Below are 25,432 nucleotides of genomic sequence, written 5' to 3'. Positions count from 1 at the left end.
GCAGCAGATTAATCGAACTGGATATCCAGCCGGCCGGCCTGTGGCAGTGCCCCGGGCCCCGGTACGACTGCGTCCCGGGCCGCCGGTACGGCAGAGTGGGCCGGGTGACGAGGACCGCGTACCGCCCCACCCCCGAGGAACTGGCCGCCGCCCAGGACACCACCATCCCGGACGTGGTGGCGCCGGGGCTGCGGGTGCTGTTCTGCGGCATCAACCCGGGCCTGTGGTCGGGCGCGACCGGCCGGCACTTCGCCCGGCCGGGCAACCGGTTCTGGCCCGCGCTGCACCTCTCCGGCTTCACCCCGCGCCGGCTCGGGCCGGACGAGCAGCAGGAACTGCTCGCGCTCGGCCTCGGCATCACCAACGTGGTGGCCCGGACCACCGCCAAGGCGGCCGAGCTGACGCCCGAGGAGTACCGGGTGGGCGGCGCCGAGCTGGTCGCGCGGGTGGAACGGCTGCGGCCGCGGGCCCTGGCGGTGCTCGGCATCGGCGCGTACCGGACCGCCTTCGCCCGGCCGAAGGCCGTGGTGGGGCCGCAGCAGCACGTCATCGGCGGGACCAGGGTCTGGGTCCTGCCCAACCCCAGTGGGCTCAACGCGCACTACAGCCTGGACGGGATCGCGGCCGAGTTCCGCACCCTGCGCGAGGCGGTCGCGGACGGGGACGGCCCCGGCCCCACCTGACCGGCCGCCCGAAAGGCAGGTGGCCGGCTCGGCCCCGGCCTACGGATACCGGCCTCCGGATACCGACGACCGTCTCGGGGCGCGGGGCCGACGACCGTCTCGTTACGATTGCTCTGGACTCGGGGCAAGCGAGCGATGAAGGGCCTCGCCATGACACCTCCTACCCCTGGCCAGGCGATTCCGATCAGCGGGGTGCCCAATCTGCGTGATCTCGGCGGGTGGGCGACGCCCGGCGGGAGGGTCGTCCGCGGACAGGTGTTCCGGTCGGCCGAGTTCTCCACGCTCCAGGGCGATGACGCGACCTCCTTCGCCGCGCTCGGTATCCGCTCGGTCTACGACCTGCGGACCGACGACGAACGGGCCGCACAGGCGAACCTGCTCCCGGACGGCGTCGCGTACGTCATCGTCGACGTCCTCGCCGACCACGCCGGCGCCGGACCGGCCCAGCTGTTGCAGGTCATGGGCGATCCGCAGGGCGCCGAGCAGATGCTCGGAGGGGGCAAGGCGGTCAAGATGTTCGAGGCCAGCTACCGCGAGTTCCTGTCCCTGCCCAGTGCGACGGCCGGATTCCGGCAGTTCTTCGACGCCATCGCGAAGGACGAGAACCGGCCGGCGCTGTTCCACTGCACCACGGGCAAGGACCGCACCGGCTGGGCGGCGGCGGCGCTGCTGATGCTGCTCGGCGTCGACGACGACGACGTACTCGCCGACTATCTGCTCACCAACGAGCAGCTGCTGCCCTCGCTGCAGCCGACGATCGACAAGTTCGCCTCGGTCGGCGGCGACCCGGAGCTCCTGCAGCCCGTCCTCGGCGTCCGCAAGGAGTACCTCGACGCCGCCCGGGACGAAATGGTCACCAGGTATCGGAGCATCGACGGGTACTTCTCCGACGGCCTCCGGTTGGACACGGCGACCATCGACCGGCTGCGTTCTTCCCTCGTGGAGTCCGAATGAACGAGCTCATGGCAGTCGACGTCCTGCTCAACCCGGACGAGAGCATGATCGCGCTCGCGAAGCAGGTCAACGCGCGCATGCTCACCAGCGTCCCCGCGCCGACGGGCTTCGCCCTCGACGAGCACCACCAGCCGCACGTCACCACGCTGCAGCGCTACGTGCAGGCCGCCGCCCTCGACCAGGTGTACGCCGCGATCGACGGCGTGGTCGCCTCGGTGGACCTCTCGGCCCTGAAGCTGACCACCCACAGCATCGCCCACATGGAGGTGCAGCCCTCGATCGGGCTGGCCGCGATCGTCGTCAAACCCGGGCCCGAGGTGCTCGACTTCCAGGCCCGCCTCATCGACGCCCTGCGGCCCTGGACCGGCAGCGGCGGCACCGCGGACGCCTACGTCCGCACCGATGCCGAGCCCGACATCAACACACCCACCCTCACGTACATCGAGAACTACGTTCCCGACCACAGCGGCGAGAACTACCTCCCCCACATCACCGTCGGCCTGGCCACCCTCACCGACCTCACCGTGTTCGAAGCCGAGCCGCTCGACCCGCTCACCTTCTCCGTGCGCGGCATCAGCATCTACCAGCTCGGAAACAACGGCACCGCCGCCCGACCGCTCAAGAGCTGGGGCATGTAGGGCGACGATCACGTCCAGGAGCATCGGCCGCCCCCAGGCGCCGGTGGTCCGTAGCGGTGGCAACCTCACCCGCGGCACAACGGTCGCCGGTACCACCACAGTCGGCCATGGCGCCTGCGAAGCCGCGGGTCAGACCAGCCGCCCCCCGCCGTCCACGTGCAGCACCGTGCCGGTGACGTACGGGCTGAGCATCGCGAACAGCACCGCCTGCACCAGGTCGTCCACCGAGCCGACCCGCCGGGCCGGGTTGCGCTCGGCGACCGTCCGCAGGAAGCCCTCCTTGCCGGCGCCGAGGCCGTCCCAGCTGCCGGTGTCGACGATGCCCGGCGAGACGGCGTTCACCCGGCCCGGCGCGATCTCCACCGCGAGCGCCTGCACCAGGAAGGCGAGCGCCCCGTTGGTGGTCGCCATCACGGTGCGCGCGGGCGCCGGGCGCCAGGCGGCGACGCCGGAGAAGAAGGTGAACGAGCCACCCTCGGCCACCTGCCCGGCCAGGTGCTTGGCGAGCAGCAGCGGACCGATCACCTTGGCGTCGAAGGCCCGCCGGACGGCGGCCGGCTCCAGCTCGGCCAGCGGACCGTTGGCCGGCATCGCGGCGGTCGACACCAGGTGGTCGAACGGGCCGACCACGGCGGCGAGTTCCGCGATCGACGCCTCGTCCGTCAGATCTACCCGGGCCACCTCGACCCGGCCGGGCAGGTCCGCGGCCCCGGTGCCCGCCAGCTCCCCGGCGGTCCACTCCAGCTTGCGCGGGTCGGGCCCGGCCAGCACCAGGTCGGCGCCGGCTGCCGAGGCGGCCAGTGCGAGCGCGCGGCCGGTGTGCGAGCCGGCGCCGATCACGACGACCCGGCGCCCGGCGAGCGACCTCGCGCCGGGCACGGCGCCCGGAGCGACGGCGGGCGCAGGAGCAGCGGAACGGCTGTCAACGGCGGCGGAAACGGACGGAGACACCATGGATCGACTCCTCGAAGCGGTGCGGAACGGTCGGAACTGTCCCCACGAGCCTGCGCCGACCAGCACCCATGCGTCCAAGGACTCTTTTCTCTCCTTGCCATAAACTCCCTGCATGGCAACGCTGCGACAGCTCGAATACCTGGTGGCGGTGGTCGACACCGGCTCCTTCACCCGCGCGGCCGAGCGCCTGCACGTCACCCAGCCCGCCCTCTCGCACCAGATCCGGGCGCTGGAGCGCAGCGTCGGCGGCCCGCTGCTGGAGCGCCTGCCGCGCGCCGTCCGGCTCACCCCGACCGGCCGCGCCACCCTCCCGCACGCCCGGGCCGCGCTGGCCGACGCCGAACGCCTGCGGACGGCCGCCGCCCGCGCCGCCGGCCTCGAGGAGGGCGAACTGGAGGTCGCCACCGTGTACTCGGTGAGCATCGGCCCGGTCCCGGCCGTGCTGCGCAGCTGGCGCGAGCGGTATCCGGGGGTGCGGATCAGGCTGCGCGAGTACCCGCACGCCGATCTGCTGCGGGCCGCGATGGCCGCCGGCCAGGCCGACCTGGCCGTCGGGCCGGCCCCGGCGGACTGGGAGGGGCCGGTGCGGGAGCTGGGCGTGGAGGAGTTCGTGGTGGTGCTGCCGGCCGGGGAGGACGCGGCGGGGCCGGTGCGGCTGGCCGAGCTCGCCGAACGCGACTGGGTGCACTACGCCCCGGGCAACGGGCTGGCCGAGGTGCTCGACCAGGCCTGCGGCGCGGTCGGGTTCCGGCCCCGGATCGCGGTCCGGACCGAGCAGACCGCCGCCGCACCGCTGCTCGCCGCCGCCGGGCTCGGGCCTGCCCTGGTCCCGGCCAACATGCTGCCGCCGGGCTTCGACGGCGCGGTCCGGCACCCCGAGCCGCCGGTGCGGCGCACCCTGACCGCGTACACCCGCACCCGGCCGGACCGCCTGACCACCGCTTTCGCCGAACTGCTCGCCCGCGAGATCCGGGTCGGCCGGCCGCCGGCCTGACCGGGCCACCCAGCTCAACCGGGCCACCCAGCTCAACCGGGCCACCCGGCAAACCGGGCCCCGCAGCACCGGGCCCGCCCGTGAGGGTGCCCCGCGCGGCCGCCGTGGCCGCGCGGGGCACCCCCACCCGGTCCTCAGAGGCCGCCGGTGTACAGCAGCCGGTTGGGCGAGCCCTTGGTCACCGCGAGCGTGTCCTTGGTGGACTGCTCGAACAGCCACTGTGCGACGTCCGAGCTGCTCGCATCGGGGTTCCTGGCCTTGTAGAGCGCCGCCACCCCGGCCACGTGCGGGCTGGCCATCGAGGTGCCGTCCAGGGCGACCGAGCCGCCGCCGAGCTTGGCGGAGACGATCGCCTTTCCGGGGGCGTACATCGACAGGCACGGGCCGAAGTTGCTGAAGTTCGCCTCCTGGTCGTTGTGGTCGGTGGCGCCGACGGTGAGCACCCGCGCCGCGCTGGCCGGGGAGACGCCGCAGGCGTCGACGGCGTCGTTCCCGGCGGCGATGACCGGCAGGACGCCGCGGTCGGACACGGCGGTCGCGGCGGCGTTCACCGCGTTGGTCCGCCCACCTCCGAGCGAGCCGTTGAGCACGGCGCCGGGCCTGGCGTTCTTGGCGACCCAGTCGAAGCCGGCGATGATCCCGGACCAGCTGCCCCGGTTGTCGCAGCCCAGCACGCGCACGCTGACCAGGGTGGCCTCACGTGCGACACCGTAGGTGGCACCACCGACGGTGCCGGCGACGTGGGTGCCGTGACCGTTGCAGTCGGTGCCCGCACGGCCGTCGCCCACGGAGTCGAAGCCGGCCACCGCCCGTCCGCCGAACTCGCTGTGCGTCAGGTCGATCCCGGAGTCGACCACGAAGACCACGGCGCCCTTGCCGGTGCTGTTCACGTTGAACTGCTGGTTGAGCGGCAGGTAGGCCTGGTCGATCCGGTCCAGCCCCCAGCTCGCGGCCGCGGCCCGCCGGCCGGCCGCGGGCGCCGTGCTCCCGGTGACCGGCGTGCCGGTCGCGACGCCGTCCTCCTCGACGGCTTCCACGCTCGGCAGCGCCCGGACGGCCGCCAGCTGGGCCGGGGTGAGCCGCGCGGCGAAGCCGTTGAGCGCGCTGGTGTACGAGAAGAGGGTCTGCACGCCCGGCAGCGCCGTCTCGGCGAAGGCGCCCGGCTCGCCCGTCACGTCCTTCTTCAGGGTGACGATGTACTGGCCGGGGATCGCCTGGGCCGACCGGTACAGCGGCGCGGGCGTCGCCCGGGATGTCGGGGCACCGGCCGCCGCAGCGGTGGGGGCGACGGCGAGCGGGACCAGAAGGACGAGTGCGGCGGACGCGCGGCGCGCGGAAGGTCGCATGGTGACTCCGTTCGGACGAAGGTGGGATCGCTCCGGACGAGAGCTCGCCGGACGTACGATCACCTGATGATTCGTCCACGGACCTATCGCACTTGAGTTCTACGACCCGGTCGGCCCAGCCATCGGCCCAGTCACCGGCCCGGGGTCCGCCTCACCGGCTCCGGCGCGCCCGGCCCAGGATCCGCAGCGGCGCCAGCACCCCGTAGCCGACGTCCCGGCGCAGCGCCCGCACGCCGGCCCGCTCCACCGCCGTCAGCTGGTGCGCCATCAGCTCCGTCATCATGCGGCCCACTGCCCGCAGGCCGGGGTCCGCCAGCTCGACCACGTCCGCCGCCGCGTCCAGCGCCGTCCGGGCCCGCGCGCACTGGTCGGCCAGCAGCGCCCGCACCCCGGCGCCGTCCCGCCCCTGCTCCAACTCGGCCCGGGTCACGCCGTGTTCGGCGAGCCGGGCACGCGGGATGCAGAGCCGGCCGTCGGCCAGGTCCCCCGCCAGGTCGGCCAGGAAGTCCACCCGCTGCGCCGCGTCGACGAACCGCCGCCACCCCGCGGCCGCCGCCTCGTCCGGGCCGCCCCGGTACTGCAGACCGGTGAACACCACCACCCCCGGCCAGGCGTAGGCGTCCAGGTAGGCCTGGAAGTCCGGCTCGTCCTCGAAGCCCGTGAACGCGGCCTCCGCGCTCGCCGCCCCGGCCAGGAAGTCCGTCACCCAGTGCGCCGGCAGACCCCGGACGGCCACCGCGTGCGCGTACGCCCGCAGCACCGGGTCAGGGCTCTGCCCGGTCGCCAGCGCCTCGTCCACCCGGGCGCCCAACTCCGCCAGTCCGCGCTGCCGTTGCTCCGGCGAGCCGGTCTCGGCCACGTCGTCCACCAGGTTCATGAACGCCAGCCCGGCCGCCAGGTACGGCACCAGCGGTGGCGCGGCCAGCAGCCGCAGCGCCAGGTACGGGGCCTGCTCGCGCCGCAGCACCCGCCGGGCCGCGGCGGTGTAGTCGGCCCGCAGCGGGGCCTCGGTGATCTCGGCGGCGGTGAGGGTGCTGCGCCAGCTGGGCAAGGCGGCCGGTTCTCCTTCGCGGGGTGCATCGCGCCGGGTGGGCCCCGGATCCGCGCCCACCGTATCCACCCGGGCGGGCCTGCCCCGCCGCCGGGTGACGGTGCGCAACACTGCTGCCCATGAGCGAGGACAGCCACAGCAAGGACAGCCGAAGCGAAGGCCCGACGGCCGGCGGACCCCTGATCGAGGCGGTACGCGGCGGGGACCGCCGGCACGCCGAGGAGCTGCTGGCCGCCGGCACCCCCGCCGGCCCGACCGCCCCCGGCGCCGCCGTCCCGCTGGCCGTCGCCGCCGCGGCCGGCGACGCCCTGATGGCCGAACTGCTGCTGGAGCACGGCGCCGACCCGGACCAGGGCGCCCCGCTGGCGCTCGCCGCCGAACGGGGCGCCTTCGGGGTCGCGCAGGTGCTGCTCGCCTCCGGCGCCGACCCGCTCGCCCCCGACGCCGAGGGCCGCACCCCCGCGCAGCTCGCCCGCCGCTGGCAGGGCATCGACCCCGAGCAGGAGCTGCGCCGCCGGCTGGCGACGGCCGGGCCGGGCCCGGTGAGCGTCCACCGCGAGGAGCAGCCGGACGAGACCGTGCTGATCGTCGCCGAGCTCGACGCCGGGCCCGCGCCCCGGGCCCGGGCCGAGGTGCAGGACGGGCACGCGGCGGTGCTCTGCCTGCTGGAGGAGTCGCTCGGGGTGGACACGCCCTTCGACGAGCTGGCCGCCCGGGCCCTCGCCGCTCCGGACTCCGAGCACCCGGCCTGGTGGGAGCCGGTCCGGGCGCTGCACCGCCGCGGCGGGGAGGAGGCCTACGCGGCGGCCGAGCGGCTGTGCGGCGACGACCGGCCGCGGGCCAGGGAGTTCGGCGTCGACGTGCTGGCCCAGTTCGACTACCTGTCGCGGGAGCGGCCGTACGCGGAGCGGATCGTCGCGCTGCTGCGGCGGATGGCGGACCAGGAGCAGGACCCGGAGGTCCTCCAGTCGGTACTGGCCGGGCTGGGGCACCAGCGCGACCCGGTGGCGCTGCCCGAGCTGGCCCGGCACGTCGGGCACCCGTACGCCCCGGTCCGGCACAGCGTCGCGGTGGCCCTGGTCGGGTTGGTGCCCGGCGACCACGCGGAGGCGATGGCCGCGGTGCTGGCCCTGGTGGCCGACCCGGACGAGGGCGTCCGGGACTGGGCGGCCTTCGCGCTCGCCTCGGTGGAGGCCGACACCCCCGAGATCCGGGAGACCCTGGCGGGGCTGCTGGCGGACCCGTCGGTCCCGGTGGTCGCCGAGGCCGCCCGCGGGCTCGCCCACCGTGGCGACCCGCGCGCGGTCGAACCGCTGCTGCGGCTGCTGCGGGAGAGCGACCCCGACGAGTACGCCTGGGACGTCGCCCTGGAGTCGGCCGAGAGCTCGGCCGACCCGCGGCTGCGCGCGGCCGCCCGGACGGCCGCGGCCGGCACCTGGGCCGAGCTGCGCCACCACCCCTGAGCGGGTGGGTGCGTCCCTCGGACCGGCGCTCGGCGAGCGGCTACCAGCCGGCGAACCGCTGGTCCGAGGGGACCACCTCGCGGCCGAGCGGCATCAGCGAGATCGGGATCATCTTCAGGTTGGCCCAGCCGAACGGGATCCCGATGATCGAGACGAACAGCGGGATGCTGGTCGCGATGTGCGCGAGCGCCAGCCACCAGCCGGCGAACACCAGCCAGATCACGTTCCCCACGCACGACGCGGCGCCCGCGTCCGCCCGGACCACGGTCGAGCGGCCGAACGGCCACAGGACGTACCCGGCGATGCGGAAGCTGGCAATTCCAAATGGAATTGTAATAATGAGGATGAAACAGATGATTCCGGCAATTGCATAAGCAATAGCCATCCAGATGCCGCAGAAGATCAGCCAGAGGACGTTCAGGATGCCTTGTATCACCGTCATGACATCAGCCTCCCACGCACGACACCGGCTCGCCTGCGATCGCGGATCTGACCCTTCCCGCGTCCGGACGGGTGCGATCGTGCGCGCCGCGTCGGGCCGCGAGCAGCGCCGGTGACACCCCGGGGCGGCGCCTACCGCTGCTCCGGGGCGGCCGGGGGTACGGGCAGGGCGCCGGAGTTCTGCAGCCGGTCGAATTCGGCGACGTCCGGGTGGTGCAGGTCGAAGGCGGGCGATTCGGAGCGGATCCGCGGCAGGGTGACGAAGTTGTGCCGGGGCGGCGGGCAGGAGGTGGCCCACTCCAGCGAGCGGCCGTAGCCCCACGGGTCGTCGACCTCGACCTTCTCCCCGTCCTTGGTGGTCTTCCAGACGTTGTACAGGAACGGCAGCGTGGACAGGCCGAGCAGGAAGGATCCGATGGTGGAGACGGTGTTGAGCGTGGTGAAGCCGTCCGAGGCGAGGTAGTCGGCGTAGCGGCGGGGCATGCCCTCGGCGCCGAGCCAGTGCTGCACCAGGAAGGTGGTGTGGAAGCCCACGAAGAGGGTCCAGAAGTGGATCACCCCGAGCTGCTCGTCCAGCAGCCGTCCGGTCATCTTGGGCCACCAGAAGTAGAAGCCCGCGAACATCGCGAAGACCACCGTCCCGAAGACCACGTAGTGGAAGTGGGCGACCACGAAGTAGCTGTCCGAGACGTGGAAGTCGATCGGCGGGGAGGCCAGCAGCACCCCGGTCAGGCCGCCGAACAGGAAGGTGACCAGGAAGCCCACGCTCCACAGCATCGGGGTCTCGAAGCTGAGCGAGCCGCGCCACATGGTGCCGATCCAGTTGAAGAACTTCACCCCGGTCGGGACCGCGATCAGCAGCGTCATGATCGAGAAGAACGGCAGCAGCACCTGTCCGGTGACGAACATGTGGTGCGCCCAGACGGTGACGGAGAGTCCGGTGATCGCGATGGTGGCGGCGATCAGCCCGGTGTAGCCGAAGATCGGCTTGCGGCTGAAGACCGGGATGATCTCGGTGATGATGCCGAAGAACGGCAGCGCGATGATGTACACCTCGGGGTGGCCGAAGAACCAGAACAGGTGCTGCCAGAGCATCACCCCGCCGTTGGCCGGGTCGAAGGCGAGGGCGCCGAACTTGCGGTCCGCCTCCAGCACGAGCAGCGCGGCGGCCAGCACCGGGAACGCGAAGAGCACCAGGATGCTGGTGAAGAGGATGTTCCAGACGAAGATCGACATCCGGAAGAGCGTCATCCCGGGCGCCCGCAGGCAGACGATGGTGGTGATGAAGTTGACCGAGCCGAGGATCGTCCCGAAGCCGGAGAACGCCAGCCCCATGATCCACATGTCGCCGCCGATGCCCGGACTGTGCTGGATCCCGGACAGCGGCACGTAGGCGAACCAGCCGAAGTCCGCCGCCCCGTCGGGGGTCAGGAAGCCGGCCACCACGATCAGCGAGCCGAACAGGTAGAACCAGTACGCCAGCGCGTTCAGCCGGGGGAAGGCCACGTCCGGGGCGCCGATCTGGAGCGGCATGAACCAGTTGGCGAAGCCCGCGAAGAGCGGGGTGGCGAACATCAGCAGCATGATCGTGCCGTGCATGGTGAACGCCTGGTTGAACTGCTCGTTCGTGAGGATCTGGGTCCCCGGCCGGGCCAGTTCGGCCCGCATCACCAGCGCCAGCACCCCGGCGATCAGGAAGAACCCGAACGAGGTGGCCATGTACAGCGTGCCGATCTGCTTGTGATCGGTGGTGGTCAGCCAGACCGCCAGGGCCCGGCCGCGGCGGGCCCGGCGGGCGGCCCGCCGGCGACCGCGCTGGGTCGGTGGGCGGCGCGGGGTGCGCAGGTCTTCCTGGGGCAGAATCGTCACGGCGGTGCACCTTCCGGGGGCGGATCCGCCCCAGCACTACCAGCCGCGCCACGCCGGCACCCGGAACGCGCCCGACCGCCCGCCCGCGGTACGCCCGTCCGGGGCAACGCCCGCAACGAGAAACCTAGCGGCCGGCCATCTGCTCCAGGCGGGCGATCCGCTCCCGCATCGGCGGGTGCGTGGAGAACAGCTTCGCCCCGAACTCCCCCGGCCGGAACGGGTTGGCGATCATCATGTGACTGGCCGTCTGGAGCTGCGGCTCCGGCGGCAGCGGCAGCCGCTGGGTCCCGGCGTCCAGCTTGCGCAGCGCGCCGGCGAGGGCGAGCGGGTCCCCGGTGATCCGGGCGCCGTCGGCGTCCGCCTGGTACTCCCGGGAGCGGCTGACCGCCATCTGGATCAGCCCGGCGGCGAGCGGGCCGAGCAGCATGATCAGCAGCATCCCGAACAGGCCGGGCCCGTCGTCGTCGTCGCTGCGGCCGATCGGGATCAGCCAGGCGAAGTTCACCAGGAACATGATCACCGAGGCCAGCGCGCCGGCCACCGAGGAGATCAGGATGTCGCGGTTGTAGACGTGGCTCAGCTCGTGCCCCAGCACGCCGCGCAGCTCGCGCTCGTCCAGCAGCTGCAGGATGCCGTCGGTGCAGCAGACCGCCGCGTTGCGCGGGTTGCGGCCGGTGGCGAAGGCGTTCGGCGCCGGGGTGGGCGAGATGTACAGCCGCGGCATCGGCTGCCGGGCCGCGGTGGAGAGCTCGCGGACGATCCGGTACAGCTGCGGCGCCTCGATCTCGCTCACCGGGCGGGCCCGCATCGCCCGCAGCGCGAGCTTGTCGCTGTTCCAGTACGCGTAGGCGTTGGTGCCGATCGCGACCACCAGGGCCACCAGCAGGCCGGTGCGGCCGAAGAAGCTGCCGATCAGCAGGATCAGCGCGGACAGGCCGCCGAGTAGTACGGCCGTCCTCAACCCGTTGTGCCCGCGGTGCACGGCAGACCCTCCATGTGGTGCGCGTGGGAAGCCGTCCGTCCCAGCCCTCTGCCCAGCTCAACGGCAGGGTGGGCCGGGTTCGTTCCCTCGTGCACCGGAGGCTACCCGGGCCCGCCCGGGGCGGCAGGTCAGAACAGGCTGCCGGAGACCACCTGGAGGACCAGCTGCGGCGCCACCGACAGGACGGCCGCGCCGACCGCGGTCAGACCGAGCGTGGCGGCCAGCGGTCGGGGCACCCGGTGGGCCGGCGCGGCGTCCGCGGCCGGGGCCGGGGACGCCGCAGGGGTGAACAGCTTCGCGGTCCACAGCAGGTAGTAGTACAGCGCGATCGCCACGTTGGCGGCCATGATCACGGCCAGCCAGCCGAGACCGGCGTCCACGGCGGCCCGGAACACCACCACCTTGCCGAACAGGCCCACCAGGCCGGGCGGCAGACCCGCCAGGCAGAGCAGGAAGAACGCCAGCGCGAGCGCGTTCCAGCGGTCCCGGGCGTACAGGCCGCGGAAGTCGTCCAACCGGGTGGCCCCGGAGCGCTGGACCACCGCGACCACCCCGAAGGCACCGAGGTTGACCAGCCCGTAGATCAGCGCGTACGCGACCGTGGCGCCCAGCGGGTCCCCCGACCCGGCGTACCCGGCGGCGGCCACCGGCACCAGCAGGTACCCGGCCTGGCCGACCGAGGACCAGGCGAGCAGCCGCACCGCGCTGTGCGCCGTGTCGGAGCGCTGGCGCAGCGCGCCGACGTTGCCGACCGTCATGGTGAGCGCGGCGAGCACCGCGAGCGCCAGGCCCCAGGTGTGCCCGTACGGCCGGAAGGCGACCGTGCTGACCAGCGCCAGGCCGGACAGGCCCGCCGCCTTGCCGACCACCGAGAGGTAGCCGGCCACCGGCGTCGGCGCGCCGGTGTAGGTGTCGGGCACCCAGAAGTGGAAGGGGACGGCGGCGACCTTGAAGGCGAAGCCGACCAGGGTGAGCACCGCGCCGGCCTCCGCCAGCGGCCGCAGCTGCCCGGGGGCGTGGGCGAGGCCGTCGGCGACGGCGGAGAGGTGGACGGAGCCGGTGGCGGCGTAGACGAAGCTGACGCCCAGCAGCATCACGGCGGTGGCGGTGACGGAGGACAGGAAGAACTTCAGCGCGCTCTCCGCGCCCCGGCCGTCGCGGCGCAGGCCGACCAGCGCGAAGACCGGCAGCGAGGCCACCTCCAGCGCGATGATCAGGGTGGCCAGGTCGCGGGCGGCGGGCAGCAGGGCGGCGCCGGCGGCGCTGGAGAGCAGCAGGAACCAGTACTCGCCACCGGGCAGCCGCTCCTCGTCCACGGTGTGCAGCGACAGCAGCGCGGCGATCAGGGCGCCGCCGAGCGCGAGCAGCTGGAAGGCCAGCGCGTAGTGGTCGGCCACGTACGAGCAGCCGGCGCCGCCGGGCAGGCAGAAGGTGGTCCGGGCCTCGCCGCGGGTGAGCGGGAGCAGCGCGGCGAGCGCCAGCACCAGGCCGCCCACGGCGATCCACCCGAGCGCCTTGCGGCCGCGCGCGGGCAGCAGCAGGTCGGCGAGCAGGACGGCCAGCGCGGCCAGGGCGGCGACCAGCGGCGGGGCGACCGCCACCCAGTCGACGGACTGGATCAGGCTGCCCGGGTCGGTGACGGCGAGTGTGCTCATGGCGGGCTGCCCCAGGAGGTGAGTGCCGGTCGGGTGGCTGAGCACGGGTCAGCCACCCCCGAGCAGGTGCTTGACGGCCGGGTCGGACAGGCTCAGCAGCAGCGCCGGCCACAGGCCCGCGACCAGGGTGAGTGCGGCCAGCGGGGTCCAGCTGACGGCCTCGTACGGCCTGAGGTCGGGCAGGTCGGCGACCGGGGAGGGCTGCTTCGGGTCGCCCATGCAGACCCGCTTGACCACGACCAGCAGGTAGGCGGCGGTGAGCAGGGTGCCGAGGCCGGCCAGCACCAGGTAGGTCAGGAAGGCGGGCCGGGACAGTCCGGCGGCCGGTTCGAACGCGCCGAACATGGCGAGCAGCTCGCCCCAGAAGCCGGCCAGGCCCGGCAGGCCGAGGCTGGCGACGGCGGCGAAGGCGAGCAGCGCGCCGATCCGCGGCGCCCGCCCGTACAGGGCCGCGCCGGTGGCGCCGGACAGGGTGTCCAGGTCGGCGGTGCCGTAGCGGTCCTTGACCGCGCCGACCAGGAAGAACAGCAGGCCGGTGATCAGGCCGTGCCCGATGTTGGCGAACAGCGCGCCGTTGACGCCGACCTGGGTGAGCGAGGCGATGCCCAGCAGCACGAAGCCCATGTGGCCGACCGAGGAGTAGGCGATCAGGCGCTTGAGGTCGCCCTTGGCGCCGGGCCGGGCCAGGGCCAGGGCCAGGCAGGCCAGCGAGCCGTAGACGATGCCGACGGCGGCGAACGCCCCGAGGTAGGGGGCGAAGGTCTCGGCGCCCTGCGGCACGATCGGCAGCAGCACCCGGACCAGGCCGTAGGTGCCCATCTTCAGCAGCACGCCGGCGAGCAGCACCGAGCCGACCGTGGGGGCGGAGGTGTGCGCGTCCGGGAGCCAGCTGTGCAGCGGCCAGGCCGGGGCCTTGACCGCGAGGCCGACCAGGACGGCCAGCGCCGCGATCACCTGGGTGGTGTGGGTGAGGCCGCTGCCGTGCGCCTCGGCGAGCCGGGTCATGTCGAAGGTGCCGGCGTTCAGGCCGATCAGCAGGAAGCCGAGCAGCATCACGGCGGAGCCGAGCAGGGTGTAGAGGATGAACCGGCCGGCCGAGGCCACCTTGCGCCCGCTGCCCCAGCGCGCGATCAGGAAGTACATCGGGATCAGCACGGTCTCGAAGGCCAGGAAGAACAGCACCAGGTCCAGCACCGCGAAGGTGGCGAGCATGCCGACCTCCAGCAGGAGCAGCAGCCCGGTGAAGGCCCGCCCGCCCGGGATACCGCCGCCGCTGGGCAGCCGCTTGGTGGAGTACACCGCGCAGAGCAGCGTGAGCAGCGCGGTCAGCACCAGCAGCGGCAGCGAGATGCCGTCCACGCCGAGGTGGAAGCGGACCCCGATGGCCGGGATCCAGTCGGTGTCGGTGACGGCCTGCATCCGGGCCGGCCGGTCGTGGTCGAAGCCGGCGGCCAGCGCGACGGCCAGGGCCAGCACGCCGCCGGTGACGGCGACGCCGAGCCGCAGCGCGCGCCGGTCGGAGGTCTCCCGGTCGGGGCCGAGCGGGACCAGCGTGGCGGCGGCGCCGAGCAGCGGCAGCAGCAGGAGGGCGATGAGGACCGCGTTCATCGGGTGCTCCAGGTTCGGGCTGCGGGTCGGCGGTGGCGGTGGTGGTGCGGGTACGGGTGACGGTTCATGAGCCGACCGCCACCAGGACGGCGAGCAGGACGGCGCCGGCCAGCAGGGCGCTCAGGTAGGTCTGGGCGTTGCCGGTCTGGGTCCGGCGGACCAGCCACCCGAGCAGGTTGGTGCCCTGGCCGGCGCCCCGGACGTAGGTCTCGACGACCTCACGGTCCAGGAAGCGGACCAGCCGGGCGGCCGCGGTGGTGGGCCGGACGAACAGCGCGCTGTACAGCCGGTCGACGCCGAAGCCGTGCTGGGCGGGCCGGTAGAGCGGGCCCAGCAGCCGGCGGCCGGGATCGCCGGGCACGTGCTCGACGGCCGGCGGGCCGGCCTGTTCGGGCACCCGTTCCTCGCCGGCCCGGCGGGCGGTCGCCGGCCGGACGGTGGTCGCCCGCCAGGCGGCGTACGAGACCAGGATGCCGACCAGGGCCAGTCCGGTGCCGATCACCGCGGTGGCGGTGGAGGGGCGCAGCGGGCCGCCGTCGAGCAGTTCGGGGAGCCAGTCGGTGCGCAGGCTGGTGATGCCGAAGGCCATGGTGGGCACCGCCAGCACCCACAGCGGCCAGCGCATCGCGGGCGGCTCGACCTGGCCGGGGTCGACCTCGTCGGGCTCGGGCGAGTACGGCGCGCCCTGTTCGGGAGCGGTGGCCTGCGGGCCGGCGGCGGGCTTGCCGTGGAAGGCGACCAGCCACATCCGGGTGGCGTAGGCGGCGGTGAGGACCGCGGTGAGCCCGGCCGAGACCAGGACGATCCAGCCGGCCGCGGCGGGCACCGCGTCGGCCGGGCCGAGCCCGTTGGTGAGCGCCTCGCCGGTGGCGGCGTGCTCGGCGGCGGTGAACACCGCCTCCTTGCTGAAGAAGCCCGAGAACGGCGGCAGGCCGACCAGCGCGACCAGCGCGATGCCCATCGTCCAGTAGGCGTCCGGCACCTTGGTGCGCAGGCCGGGGATCCGGGACATCGCCGAGATGGAGTTGGTGTGCGCGGCGTGGATGACCACGCCGGCGGCGAGGAACAGCAGGGCCTTGAAGGCGCCGTGGCTGACCAGGTGGAAGACGGCCGCCTCGCGGTCGCCGGCGGCCAGCGCGCCGGCCATGTAGCCGAGCTGGCCGACGGTGGAGTAGGCGAGCACCCGCTTGAGGTCGTCCTGGGCGAGCGCGCACAGCGCCGAGCCGACCATGGTGACGGCGGCCATCACGGCCAGCACCACCAGGGCCGCGCCGGAGAGCAGGAAGACCGGCAGCAGCCGGGCCACCAGGTAGATGCCGGCGGCGACCATGGTGGCCGCGTGGATCAGCGCGGAGACCGGGGTCGGGCCGGCCATCGCGTCCGGGAGCCAGGTGTGCAGCGGGAACTGCGCGCTCTTGCCGGCCACGCCGGCGAGCAGCAGCAGCGCGGTCAGGGTGGGGTGGCCGAGCCGTCCCTCGGCGGCGGCGGCGAGCACCCCGTCGATCCGGAAGGTCCCGGCGTCGGCGCCGAGCAGGAAGATGCCGAACAGGAACGGCACGTCACCGAGCTTGGTGACCAGGAACGCCTTCAGCGAGGCGCCCCGGGCGTCCGCGCTCTCCCAGTGGTGGCCGATCAGGAAGTACGAGCAGATGCCCATCACCTCCCAGCCGACCAGCAGCACGATCAGGTCGCCGGAGTAGACCACCAGGAACATGGCGGCCGTGAACAGCGAGACCAGCGCCGCGTACGAGGGGTAGCGCGGGTCCTCCTTCAGGTACGCGGTCGAGTAGACCTGCACGCAGACGGCGACCAGGCCGACCAGCACCGAGATCAGCGAGCTGTAGCCGTCCAGGTGGACGGAGAGGAAGATGCCGGGGCCGCCGGTGGGGGCGAGCCGGGTGGAGGCGTCGAAGCTGTGGCCGGTGCCCAGCTGGAGGGCGACCACCAGGGCCAGCACGGCGGCGGCCGCGACCGGCAGGACGGCCAGCGGCCGGACGAAGCCGGGGGCGCGGCGGCCGGTGGCCAGGGTGGCGGCCGCGCCGAGGGCGGGCAGCACGGGGACGAGGACGGGCAGCGCGAGGTTCATGCGGCGGGCCGACCCTTCAGCTCGGCGGCCGGCTCCCCGACGGCGGGGGCGTCCTCGGCCGGGTCGCCGAGCGCGGTGATCCGGTCGATGTCGGCGGTCCCCCGGGTCCGGAAGACCAGCAGCACGACGGCCAGGCCCAGGCCGATCTCGGCGGCGGCGACGGTGATGGTGAACAGGGTGAGTGCCTGTCCGGCGTGCAGGGTGTCGCGCAGCCAGACGTCGAAGGCGACCAGGTTGAGGTTGACGGCGTTGAGCATCAGCTCGACCGACATCAGCACCAGGACGACGTTCCGCCGGGCGAGCACGCCGTACACGCCGACGCAGAACAGCAGCGCGGCGAGGACGGCCGGGTAGGCGAGATGCATCGGGTCAGCGCTCCTGCGTGGGGGCGGCGGCGGGGGGCGCGGCGGCGGGGGCGGCGGATGCGGGGGCGGTCGCGGGGGCCGCGGCGGGGGTGCGGGGGGCGCCCACGGGCTTGCCCGCCCGCAGCTTGCCGGCCCGCGGCCGGGGCACCCGTCCGGTGCCGGTCCGGGAGAGCACGATCGCGCCCACCAGTGCGGCCAGCAGCAGCACGGACAGCGCCTCGAAGGGCAGCACCCAGTACCGGAAGAGCATCTCGCCGGTCGCACCGGTGCTGCCGCCGCCGGCGCCGAGGTCGACCCAGCTGGAGCGGAACGCGTCCACCACGAGGGTGACCAGGGTGGCGGCGGCCGCGACGGCGACGCCGAGCGCCGCCCAGCGGTTGCCGGAGTCGGCGTCGGGCGAGCGGCCGATCGGCGCCTTGGTCAGCATCAGCCCGAACAGCACCAGCACCACGACCGAGCCGAGGTAGATCAGCACCTGGACCCAGGCGATGAACTCGGCGGTGAGCAGCAGGAACTCCACCGCCAGGCCGCCGAGCGCGACCACCAGCCACAGCGCGGCGTGCACCAGCTGCTTGGTGGTCACCGAGACCACGGCGGAGCCGAGCACCACCAGGCCGACCAGCAGGAAGACGATCTCCGCCCCGGTCGGGGAGAGGAAGGAGCGGGCGGCCGGTTCCAGCGATCCGGCGGCGGCGAGCAGGCGGCCCGTCACCGGTCACCCCCCGGGGCCTCGGGCGCCTGCGCGGCGGCATCGGCAGCGGCTGCGGCAGCAGCGGCCAGCTTGTCGGCGGCCTTGCGCGCCATGCCGATCTCCTTCGGCTCCTCGGCCGCCGGGTCGTGCGCGGGCGGCGGCGGGACGGTCCACATCCACTCGCGCAGCCGGTCGCGCTCGTGGGTGAGTTCGAGGATGTCGGTCTCCGCGTACTCGAACTCCGGCGACCAGAAGAGCGCGTCGAACGGGCACACCTCGATGCAGATGCCGCAGTACATGCAGAGCGAGAAGTCGATCGCGAACCGGTCCAGCACGTTGCGGGTGCGGGCCCGGGCGTTCGGATCGGCGGCCGGCAGCGTCTCCTTGTGGGAGTCGATGTAGATGCACCAGTCGGGGCACTCGCGGGCGCAGAGCATGCAGACGGTGCAGTTCTCCTCCAGCAGCGCGATCACCCCGCGGGTGCGCGGCGGCAGTTCGGGCTGCACGTCGGGATACTGCGCGGTGACGGTCTTCTTCGTCATCGTCCGCAGCGTCACGGCCAGGCCCTTGGCCAGGCCACTTCCTGGGATGCGCATCAGGAGATCGCCACCTTGATGATGCCGGTGAGGGCCAGCTGGAGGAGCGCGAGCGGGATCAGGCCGGTCCACGCGAACTTCATCAGCTGGTCCTCGCGCAGCCGGGGGTAGGTGACCCGGAGCCAGATCACCACGAAGGCCAGCGCGAAGGTCTTGAGGAGCGTCCACAGCCAGCCCAGCGAGTCCGGGCCCGGGCCGTGCCAGCCGCCGAGGAAGAGCACCGCCGTCAGGGCGGAGACCACCAGGATGCCGGCGTACTCGGAGAGCAGGAACAGCGCGAAGCGCAGGCCGGTGTACTCGGTGTACGCGCCGAAGATGATCTCGGAGTCGGCCACCGGCATGTCGAACGGCGGGCGCTGCAGCTCGGCCAGACCGGCCGTGAAGAACACGAACGCGCCGATCGCCTGCCAGGGCAGCCACCACCAGTGGAACCCCTCCACGATGCCGGTCAGCGAGACCGTCCCGGCGGCCATCGCCACCGAGGCGGCGGCGAGCAGCATCGGCAGCTCGTACGACATCAGCTGGGCGGCCGTGCGCAGGCCGCCGAGCAGGGAGAACTTGTTGGCCGAGGCCCAGCCCGCCATCAGCGAGCCGAGCACGCCGATGCCCATCACGGCCAGGACGAAGAACAGCCCGGCGTCCACCGCCTGGCCGACCAGCCCGTTCGGGCCGACCGGGATCACCAGCAGCACCACCAGGTACGGCAGCAGGGCGACGGCGGGCGCCAGCTGGAAGACCCGACGGTCGGCGCCGGCCGGGACGATGTCCTCTTTCTGGGCGAACTTCACACCGTCGGCCACCAGCTGCGCCCAGCCGTGGAAGCCGCCGGCGTACATCGGGCCGAGCCGGCCCTGCATGTGGGCCATCACCTTGTGCTCGGTCTGGCCGATCACCAGCGGCAGGGTCAGGAAGGCGACCAGGGTGCCGAGGCAGCGCAGCAGCGTGTCGATCAGGTTCACGCGCCGTCTCCGTCCTGGTCGGTCGTCTGCGGGGTCCCGTCCGGCGGGGTCCCGTCCTTCGGGGGCTCAGGGGTCTCAGGGGCCTCAGGGGTCTCGGCCGGCTCGGGCCGCGCGGGCGGCTCGGCCTCGGGCGCCTCGGGCGCCTGCGGCTTCGGCTGCTCGGGTTCGGCCGGGCCGTGCGCGGGCACCGGCGAGTGCCAGGGCGCGTCCGAGGACCGGGGTGCGGCGGGCCGCTCCGGCCGCTGGGGCCGTTCGGCCGGCTCCGGCCCGGCCGGTGCCTCGGCGGCGCCGGCCTGGCTCGTGGACCCGTCGCCGGCACTGCGGGTGCGGCGCGGCCGGTCGGCCCGGACCTCGGGGGCCCCGGCCGGGGCCGTCCCGGGCTCCGCCTGGCTGACCGAGCCCGCCTCGACGCTGCGGGCCCGGCGCGGCCGGACCTCGCCCGCCGCCCCTTCCGCCGCGGGAGCCCCGGCCGCCCCGGCAGCTCCGGCTGCGGCCGCGGCGGCCCGCGGGGTCCGGGCGGCGGCGCCGGCCCGGGCCGCCCGCGCGGGGCGCTCGGCGACCGGCGGCAGGGTGCCCTTGAGCGGCCCCCACTCGTTCGGGTCGGGGACGCCGGGCGGCTGCATCTTGCGCCGGGCCGGACCGTCGCCCTCGGACTCGCCGGGCTCCTTGGCGCCGGGCCAGGCCTTGGCGACCCGGGCCGCCAGCACGAAGTCCTTGCGCAGCGGGTGGCCCTCGAAGCCGTCCGGGAGCAGCAGGGTGATCAGGTGCGGGTGCCCGGCGAAGTCGATGCCGAACATCTCGTGGGTCTCGCGCTCGTGCCAGCCGGCGCCGGCGTAGACCTCGACGGCGGTCGGCAGCACGGCCTTGTCCCGCGGGATCCGGGTGCGGAGCAGCAGGTGGCGGACGGTCGGCTCGCCGAGCGCGGCGAGGTGGGCGCAGACCGTGTAACCGTCGGCGAGCTCGTCGACGGCGCTCAGCCAGTCGAAGTAGCTCAGGCCGAGGCGGTCGCGAGCGGCGGTGAGCGCCTCGATCCAGTGCTCGGCCGGGACGTCGACGGTGAGCAGCTGGTACGCCTCGGCGGCGGTGGCCCACTCGCCGATCGCGGCGGCGGTCTCCTCGGGGGTGCGGCTCATCGCGCGGCCTCCCCGGGGCCGGCCACCAGCGGGCGGCGCAGCGCGGAGTCGGGTGCCGCGTAGCGCTCGGGGAGCGATTCGGCGGCGATCTTCTCCTGGAGCTTGAGGATGCCCTGGAGCAGCGCCTCGGGACGGGGCGGGCAGCCGGGCACGTAGACGTCCACCGGGATGATCTGGTCGACGCCCTTGGTCACCGAGTAGGAGTCCCAGTACGGGCCGCCGGAGTTGGAGCAGGCGCCGAACGAGATGACGTACTTGGGCTCGGGCATCTGCTCGTAGAGGCGCTTGACCGCGGGGGCCATCTTGTCCGTGACGGTCCCCGAGACGATCATCAGGTCGGCCTGGCGGGGGCCGGGCGCGAACGGGATGACACCCATCCGGATGAAGTCGTGCTTGGCCATCGACGCGGCGATGAACTCGATCGCGCAGCAGGCGAGGCCGAAGTTGAAGCACCAGAGGCTGTAGCGGCGGCCCCAGTTGAGCACCACCTTGACCGGGTCCGGCGCGAGCCGGGCGAGCGGGCCCAGGCGCCGCTGTTCGAGGGCCGCGCCGGGCCGCCCCGGATCGGGCATCCCGAGCGGCACGGGGCCGCCGGCGGAGCCGTGCGAGTGGGTCACGTCCATTCCAGAACGCCCTTCTTCCAGGCGTAGAGCAGCCCGACCGCGAGGAAGGCGATGAAGACGAACATCTCCACCAGCGTCGTCGCGCCGTAGCCGGCGGCGGCGAACACGGTCGCCCAGGGGAACAGGTAGATCGCGTCGACCGCGAAGATCACGTACAGGAAGGCGTAGACGTAGTAGCGGACCTGGGTGTGCGCCCAGCCCTCGCCCACCGGGTCGACCCCGCACTCGTAGGTGAGCAGTTTCTCCGGCGAGTACACCACCGGCCGCAGCAGGCGGTTGGCGGTGAACGCCACCGCGACGAAGAGCACGCCGATGACCGCCAGCAGGCCTACCGCCGCATACGCGTCGAAGTAGCCGCTGCCCACGGCAGGGTCGGCAGCGACCAGCTGCCCCTCCATGCGTTCGCCTCCACATCGGGCGGCCCGCCGGACCCACGGCCCGATCGGATCACCGCTCTTCTATACACACCCATAACCATCACTCAGGCGTGAGTCTAAGTGCACGGCCCGCTTGCTCCGGAACCTGCCCGCCCCGCAAGACGGCCCGGGACGGCGCCGGCCGGCGGGGGTGGGGTTATCCCCAGGGTGGGGACGGAGATCACCCCCATGGCCCCGGGCCGGGTCGACCCGGGATGCTGGTGCCACCTGGTCGACCGAGAGGGTGGAAGCCGATGAGTACCGCGGAGCACCGGCCGGCGGAGCCCCGCCGCCCGTCGTTGTACGGAGCGCAGCTGTGGGGTCAGGTGCAGCACCTGCTGCTCAACCTGCCGATCGGGATCGCCGGGTTCGTCTTCACCGTGGTCACCCTGACCGTCGGGCTGGCCCTGTCGGTGACCGTGGTCGGGCTGCCGCTGCTGGCCCTCGGGCTGACCGGCTGCCGCTGGCTGGGCTCGGTGGAGCGGACCAGGGCGCGGGCCGCGCTGGGCGCCACCGCGCAGGAGCCGGGGCCGCTGGTCCGGCGCCGCCAAGGGGTGTCCGGCTGGGTCACCGCCGTGTTGACGGACTCGCTCGGCTGGCGCTCCGCGCTGTTCAACGTGGTGCTGCTGATCTGGGGGATCCTCAGCTTCGCGCTGACCCTGGTGCTGCTGGTGGTCGGCTGGCCGGTGCTGCCCTGGGCGATGCGCTGGCTGTCCGGGCTGGAGCGGATGCTGGTGGACAGCCTGCTGGCGCCGAACGCGCTGGCGCAGCGGGTGCACGAGCTGGAGGAGGACCGCGGGGCGGTGGTGGACACCGCCGCGGCCGACCTGCGCCGGATCGAGCGCGACCTGCACGACGGGGCGCAGGCCCGGCTGGTCGCGCTGGCGATGGACCTCGGCCTCGCCAAGGAGAAGCTGGCCGAGACGGAGAGCCCGGAGGGGATCGCCGCCGCCACCGCGATGGTGGGGGCCGCGCACGGCGAGGTGAAGCTCGCCCTCCAGGAGCTGCGCGACCTGGCCCGCGGCATCCACCCGGCGGTGCTGACCGACCGCGGGCTGGACGCGGCGCTGTCCGCGGTGGCGGCCCGCTGCACCGTCCCGGGCGGGGTGAAGGTGCACGTCGACCTGAAGGGCGCCGAGCGCCCCGACTCGGCGGTGGAGGGGATCGCCTACTTCACCGTCAGCGAGCTGCTGACCAACATCTCCAAGCACGCGGCCGCCCGCACGGCCACGGTGGACGCCTGGCGGGTCGAGGACCGGCTGATGCTGCTGGTCCAGGACGACGGCAAGGGCGGGGCGGCCGCCTATCCGGGCAGCGGGCTGGCCGGACTGGCCGAGCGGATCGGTGCGGTGGACGGGGTGCTCCTGGTGGAGAGCCCGGCCGGCGGGCCGACCAGCATCACCGTCGAACTGCCGTGGCGGACCAGGGCCGCCCGCAGCTGACCCGAGCCGCACCCGCGCACCCTGCCGGGCCCGACCCCTACCCCCGGCCCGCACCCTGCCGGGCCCGACCCCTACCCCCGGCCCGCACCCTGCCGGGCCCGACCCCTACCCCCGGCCCGCACCCTGCCGGGCGCGGGCGTGGTTCGGGCCCGGCGGTCCGCCTCCCTTGCGCGGTACGGTCCGCCGGGCCCGGGTCCTGGGCCCCGCCCTACAGGCTGCCGAGGGTCACGTCGGCGGTCTTGGTCTGCCCGTCCCGCTGGTAGGTGACGGTGGTCTTCGCGCCCGGCTGGAGCGAGGCCAGCGCGGTGGTCAGCCCGGCGATGGAGGTGATCTGGGTGTCGCCCAGCTTGGTGATCACGTCCCCCGGCTGCATCCCGGCCGCCGCGGCGGCGCCGCCGTCCACCACGGAGACGACCGCGGCCCCGGCGGGCTGGAAGTTGCTGTCGAAGTAGGTCCGGGCGGTGACGCCGAGCGCGGCCCGGCCGGAGTTGGCCACCGTGCCGGTCTTGATCAGCTGGTCGGCGATGCTGGTGACGGTGGCCGCCGGGATGGCGAAGCCGATGCCGGGCGCGGCGGCGCCGTTCAGCTCCTGGTCGACGGCGGCCAGGGTGTTGATGCCGATCACCTGGCTGGAGAGGTTGACCAGGGCGCCGCCGCTGTTGCCCGGGTTGATGGCGGCCGAGGTCTGCACCATGTTGCCGATGGTCGCCCCCGGCGAGCCGGCGTTCTGCGGCTCGGTGACGGTCCGCCCGGTCGCCGAGACGATGCCCTGGGTGACGCTGCTGGCCAGGCCCAGCGGGCTGCCCATGGCCAGCACGATCTGCCCGACCTCGACCTTGCTGCTGTCGCCGAACACGGCCGGCTTGAGACCGCCCGGCACCTGGGACAGCTTGATCACCGCGAGGTCGGACTCCGGGAAGCTGCCGACCAGGGTCGCGTCCAGCGCCTTGGTGCTGTTCGCCAGGGTCACGCTGAAGGTCTTGGCGTCGCCGACCACGTGCGCGTTGGTGACGATGTCGCCCTTGTCGTCGTAGACGATGCCGGAGCCGAGGCTGTCGCCGGCGGTGATCTGGACCACCGAGGGCAGCACGTCGGTGATCACCCGCCGGTAGTCGTCCTGCAGCTCGTTGCTGGTGGACGGCGCGGCCGAGGCGGGCGCCGAGGAACCCGAGGAGCCCGAGGAGGCGGACGCGGACGAGGAGGACGGCCCGCTGGAGCACCCGGCGAGGAGCAGCCCGGCGAGCGCGAGCGCGGCGGCCGGGATCAGCCGGACCTTCGGCCCGGTCGGGCGGGGACCGGCCGGGATCGGTCGGGTCGGTTCCTTCTTGGGGCGCACCTGGGGTCCCTCCGGAAGTGTGCGTATGCGGTCGGCCGCTCGCCCCTGGCGCTCCAGGACCCGGCAACGGGCCGAACTTTGTCAGCATTTCACCTTTATGTCCGATTCCTCGGTACGACGCGCCCCATAGGATGCGCCGTATGACTTGGTTGATCACCGGTGGGGCCGGCTACATCGGCGGGCACGTCACGCGCCAGCTGGTCGAGGCCGGCGAGCAGGTCGTCGTCCTCGACAACCTCAGCAGCGGCGCCGCGGAGCGGCTCCCCGCCGGGGTGCCGCTGGTGGTCGGCTCGACCATGGACCGGGCCGCCCTCGACCGGGCGATCGAGCAGCACGGCGTCACCGGCGTGCTGCACATCGCGGGCAAGAAGCAGGTCGGCGAATCGGTCGCCGAGCCGCTGCACTACTACCAGGAGAACGTCGAGGGCCTGCGGGTGGTGCTGGAGGCCGCGGTCGCCGCCGGGGTGCGCCGGGTGCTGTTCTCCTCCTCCGCCGCCGTCTACGGCATGCCGGACGTCGACCTGGTCACCGAGCGGACCCCCTGCGAGCCGATCAACCCGTACGGCGAGACCAAGCTGGTCGGCGAGTGGCTGATCAACGCCGCCGCCAGGGCGTACGGCCTGTCCAGCGTCTCGCTGCGGTACTTCAACGTGGCCGGCGCCTCCTCGCCGGAACTCGCCGACGAAGGCGTCACCAATCTGGTCCCGATGGTCTTCGAACGGCTGACGGCCGGCCGGCCCCCGCGCGTCTTCGGCGCCGACTACCCCACCCCGGACGGCACCTGCGTCCGCGACTTCATCCACATCGCCGACATCGCCTCGGCCCACCTGGCCGCCGTCAGGCGGCTCGACGAGGCCGACGAGCAGATCAACCTGACCCTCAACATCGGTCGCGGCGAGGGCGTCTCGGTGCAGGAGATGCTCGCCGTGATCGGCCGCGTCACCGGGCACGACACCACCGCCGAGGTCACCGCGCGCCGCCCGGGCGACCCGGCCCGGGTGGTGGCCTCCGCCGACCTGATCCACCGGGAGCTGGGCTGGACGGCGCAGCACGACGTCGAGGCGATGGTGGCCTCCGCATGGGAGGGTTGGTGCGCCCGCCACCCGGAGGCCCGCCGCTGAGCCCGGCCCGCACCGTCGCGGCCCCT

At 73.8% G+C, this 25,432-nt stretch carries 24 protein-coding genes; 7 read left to right on the top strand and 17 right to left on the bottom strand.

The window, feature by feature from the left end; translation table 11 throughout:
- Window positions 1-104: 104 nt before the first annotated feature.
- The 3 genes from mug to ABT014_RS09710 all read left to right on the top strand — a co-directional run bounded on the left by mug (window position 105) and on the right by ABT014_RS09710 (window position 2,275).
- Window positions 105-683, top strand: coding sequence for a G/U mismatch-specific DNA glycosylase (gene mug / locus ABT014_RS09720; protein WP_350638152.1), 579 nt, complete (start codon window positions 105-107; stop codon window positions 681-683).
- Between the two features lie 135 nt (window positions 684-818).
- Window positions 819-1,637 (top strand): tyrosine-protein phosphatase, encoded by an 819-nt coding sequence (locus ABT014_RS09715; protein ID WP_350638151.1) that lies wholly within the window; start codon window positions 819-821, stop codon window positions 1,635-1,637.
- A gap of 8 nt (window positions 1,638-1,645) precedes the next feature.
- The gene (locus ABT014_RS09710; protein ID WP_350638150.1) at window positions 1,646-2,275 is read left to right on the top strand and encodes a 2'-5' RNA ligase family protein; all 630 of its coding nucleotides are present in this window, start codon (window positions 1,646-1,648) and stop codon (window positions 2,273-2,275) included.
- Between the two features lie 129 nt (window positions 2,276-2,404).
- Here the strand turns inward: ABT014_RS09710 and ABT014_RS09705 are convergent, their stop codons facing one another.
- Complete coding sequence (locus ABT014_RS09705; protein WP_350638149.1) at window positions 2,405-3,154, bottom strand: SDR family oxidoreductase; 750 nt, start codon at window positions 3,152-3,154, stop codon at window positions 2,405-2,407.
- A 187-nt stretch (window positions 3,155-3,341) separates the two neighbouring features.
- On the opposite strand from ABT014_RS09705, the gene ABT014_RS09700 reads away from it, so the two are divergent.
- Window positions 3,342-4,223, top strand: a complete 882-nt coding sequence (locus ABT014_RS09700; protein ID WP_350638148.1) for a LysR family transcriptional regulator — start codon at window positions 3,342-3,344, stop codon at window positions 4,221-4,223.
- 134 nt (window positions 4,224-4,357) lie between these two features.
- On the opposite strand, the gene ABT014_RS09695 is transcribed toward ABT014_RS09700, so the two are convergent.
- Both ABT014_RS09695 and ABT014_RS09690 read right to left on the bottom strand, forming a co-directional pair.
- Window positions 4,358-5,569, bottom strand: coding sequence for a S8 family peptidase (locus tag ABT014_RS09695; RefSeq protein ID WP_350638147.1), 1,212 nt, complete (start codon window positions 5,567-5,569; stop codon window positions 4,358-4,360).
- A gap of 151 nt (window positions 5,570-5,720) precedes the next feature.
- The gene (locus ABT014_RS09690) at window positions 5,721-6,620 is read right to left on the bottom strand and encodes a phytoene/squalene synthase family protein (RefSeq protein ID WP_350638146.1); all 900 of its coding nucleotides are present in this window, start codon (window positions 6,618-6,620) and stop codon (window positions 5,721-5,723) included.
- Between the two features lie 119 nt (window positions 6,621-6,739).
- On the opposite strand from ABT014_RS09690, the gene ABT014_RS09685 reads away from it, so the two are divergent.
- Entirely contained in the window at window positions 6,740-8,083 is a 1,344-nt protein-coding gene (locus ABT014_RS09685; protein WP_350638145.1) for an ankyrin repeat domain-containing protein, read from the top strand.
- Window positions 8,084-8,123: 40 nt separating this feature from the next.
- Here the strand turns inward: ABT014_RS09685 and ABT014_RS09680 are convergent, their stop codons facing one another.
- The 13 genes from ABT014_RS09680 to ABT014_RS09620 form a co-directional block, all read right to left on the bottom strand.
- Window positions 8,124-8,525 carry a YccF domain-containing protein gene (locus tag ABT014_RS09680; RefSeq protein ID WP_350638144.1) on the bottom strand — a complete coding sequence of 134 codons (402 nt, stop codon included), beginning with the start codon at window positions 8,523-8,525 and terminating at the stop codon, window positions 8,124-8,126.
- Between the two features lie 131 nt (window positions 8,526-8,656).
- Entirely contained in the window at window positions 8,657-10,369 is a 1,713-nt protein-coding gene (gene ctaD / locus ABT014_RS09675) for an aa3-type cytochrome oxidase subunit I (protein ID WP_350638383.1), read from the bottom strand.
- Window positions 10,370-10,517: 148 nt separating this feature from the next.
- Window positions 10,518-11,375 carry a zinc metalloprotease HtpX gene (gene htpX, locus ABT014_RS09670; RefSeq protein ID WP_350638143.1) on the bottom strand — a complete coding sequence of 286 codons (858 nt, stop codon included), beginning with the start codon at window positions 11,373-11,375 and terminating at the stop codon, window positions 10,518-10,520.
- 128 nt (window positions 11,376-11,503) lie between these two features.
- The gene (locus ABT014_RS09665) at window positions 11,504-13,030 is read right to left on the bottom strand and encodes an NADH-quinone oxidoreductase subunit N (protein ID WP_350638142.1); all 1,527 of its coding nucleotides are present in this window, start codon (window positions 13,028-13,030) and stop codon (window positions 11,504-11,506) included.
- 48 nt (window positions 13,031-13,078) lie between these two features.
- Window positions 13,079-14,638 carry a complex I subunit 4 family protein gene (locus ABT014_RS09660; RefSeq protein WP_350638141.1) on the bottom strand — a complete coding sequence of 520 codons (1,560 nt, stop codon included), beginning with the start codon at window positions 14,636-14,638 and terminating at the stop codon, window positions 13,079-13,081.
- A 64-nt stretch (window positions 14,639-14,702) separates the two neighbouring features.
- A complete protein-coding gene (locus ABT014_RS09655; RefSeq protein ID WP_350638140.1) occupies window positions 14,703-16,724 on the bottom strand; it encodes an NADH-quinone oxidoreductase subunit 5 family protein in 2,022 nt (673 codons plus the stop codon).
- Window positions 16,721-17,089 (bottom strand): NADH-quinone oxidoreductase subunit NuoK, encoded by a 369-nt coding sequence (gene nuoK, locus ABT014_RS09650; RefSeq protein WP_350638139.1) that lies wholly within the window; start codon window positions 17,087-17,089, stop codon window positions 16,721-16,723. Before nuoK ends, ABT014_RS09655 begins: the two co-directional genes overlap by 4 nt.
- Window positions 17,090-17,093: 4 nt before the next feature.
- Window positions 17,094-17,801 carry an NADH-quinone oxidoreductase subunit J family protein gene (locus ABT014_RS09645; RefSeq protein ID WP_350638138.1) on the bottom strand — a complete coding sequence of 236 codons (708 nt, stop codon included), beginning with the start codon at window positions 17,799-17,801 and terminating at the stop codon, window positions 17,094-17,096.
- Complete coding sequence (locus ABT014_RS09640; RefSeq protein ID WP_350638382.1) at window positions 17,798-18,379, bottom strand: NuoI/complex I 23 kDa subunit family protein; 582 nt, start codon at window positions 18,377-18,379, stop codon at window positions 17,798-17,800. The genes ABT014_RS09645 and ABT014_RS09640 overlap by 4 nt, the downstream gene beginning before the upstream one ends.
- Window positions 18,376-19,329 carry an NADH-quinone oxidoreductase subunit NuoH gene (gene nuoH / locus ABT014_RS09635; protein ID WP_502894934.1) on the bottom strand — a complete coding sequence of 318 codons (954 nt, stop codon included), beginning with the start codon at window positions 19,327-19,329 and terminating at the stop codon, window positions 18,376-18,378. Before nuoH ends, ABT014_RS09640 begins: the two co-directional genes overlap by 4 nt.
- 2 nt (window positions 19,330-19,331) lie before the next feature.
- Window positions 19,332-20,468 carry an NADH-quinone oxidoreductase subunit C gene (locus ABT014_RS09630; RefSeq protein WP_350638136.1) on the bottom strand — a complete coding sequence of 379 codons (1,137 nt, stop codon included), beginning with the start codon at window positions 20,466-20,468 and terminating at the stop codon, window positions 19,332-19,334.
- Window positions 20,465-21,091 carry an NADH-quinone oxidoreductase subunit B gene (locus tag ABT014_RS09625; RefSeq protein ID WP_350638135.1) on the bottom strand — a complete coding sequence of 209 codons (627 nt, stop codon included), beginning with the start codon at window positions 21,089-21,091 and terminating at the stop codon, window positions 20,465-20,467. Before ABT014_RS09625 ends, ABT014_RS09630 begins: the two co-directional genes overlap by 4 nt.
- A complete protein-coding gene (locus tag ABT014_RS09620) occupies window positions 21,082-21,489 on the bottom strand; it encodes an NADH-quinone oxidoreductase subunit A (RefSeq protein ID WP_350638134.1) in 408 nt (135 codons plus the stop codon). The genes ABT014_RS09625 and ABT014_RS09620 overlap by 10 nt, the downstream gene beginning before the upstream one ends.
- A 272-nt stretch (window positions 21,490-21,761) precedes the next feature.
- On the opposite strand from ABT014_RS09620, the gene ABT014_RS09615 reads away from it, so the two are divergent.
- Window positions 21,762-22,949, top strand: a complete 1,188-nt coding sequence (locus ABT014_RS09615; RefSeq protein WP_350638133.1) for a sensor histidine kinase — start codon at window positions 21,762-21,764, stop codon at window positions 22,947-22,949.
- A gap of 208 nt (window positions 22,950-23,157) precedes the next feature.
- Here the strand turns inward: ABT014_RS09615 and ABT014_RS09610 are convergent, their stop codons facing one another.
- The gene (locus ABT014_RS09610) at window positions 23,158-24,255 is read right to left on the bottom strand and encodes a S1C family serine protease (protein ID WP_502894933.1); all 1,098 of its coding nucleotides are present in this window, start codon (window positions 24,253-24,255) and stop codon (window positions 23,158-23,160) included.
- A gap of 170 nt (window positions 24,256-24,425) precedes the next feature.
- On the opposite strand from ABT014_RS09610, the gene galE reads away from it, so the two are divergent.
- Entirely contained in the window at window positions 24,426-25,406 is a 981-nt protein-coding gene (gene galE / locus ABT014_RS09605) for a UDP-glucose 4-epimerase GalE (RefSeq protein WP_350638132.1), read from the top strand.
- The last annotated feature ends 26 nt before the right edge of the window (window positions 25,407-25,432 follow it).

The sequence above is a fragment of the Kitasatospora sp. NPDC094015 genome (assembly GCF_040304075.1).
Classification (GTDB): Bacteria; Actinomycetota; Actinomycetes; order Streptomycetales; family Streptomycetaceae; genus Kitasatospora.
Note: the sequence above shows the minus strand (reverse complement) of the source record. Positions and strands in the feature narration are given on the sequence as shown.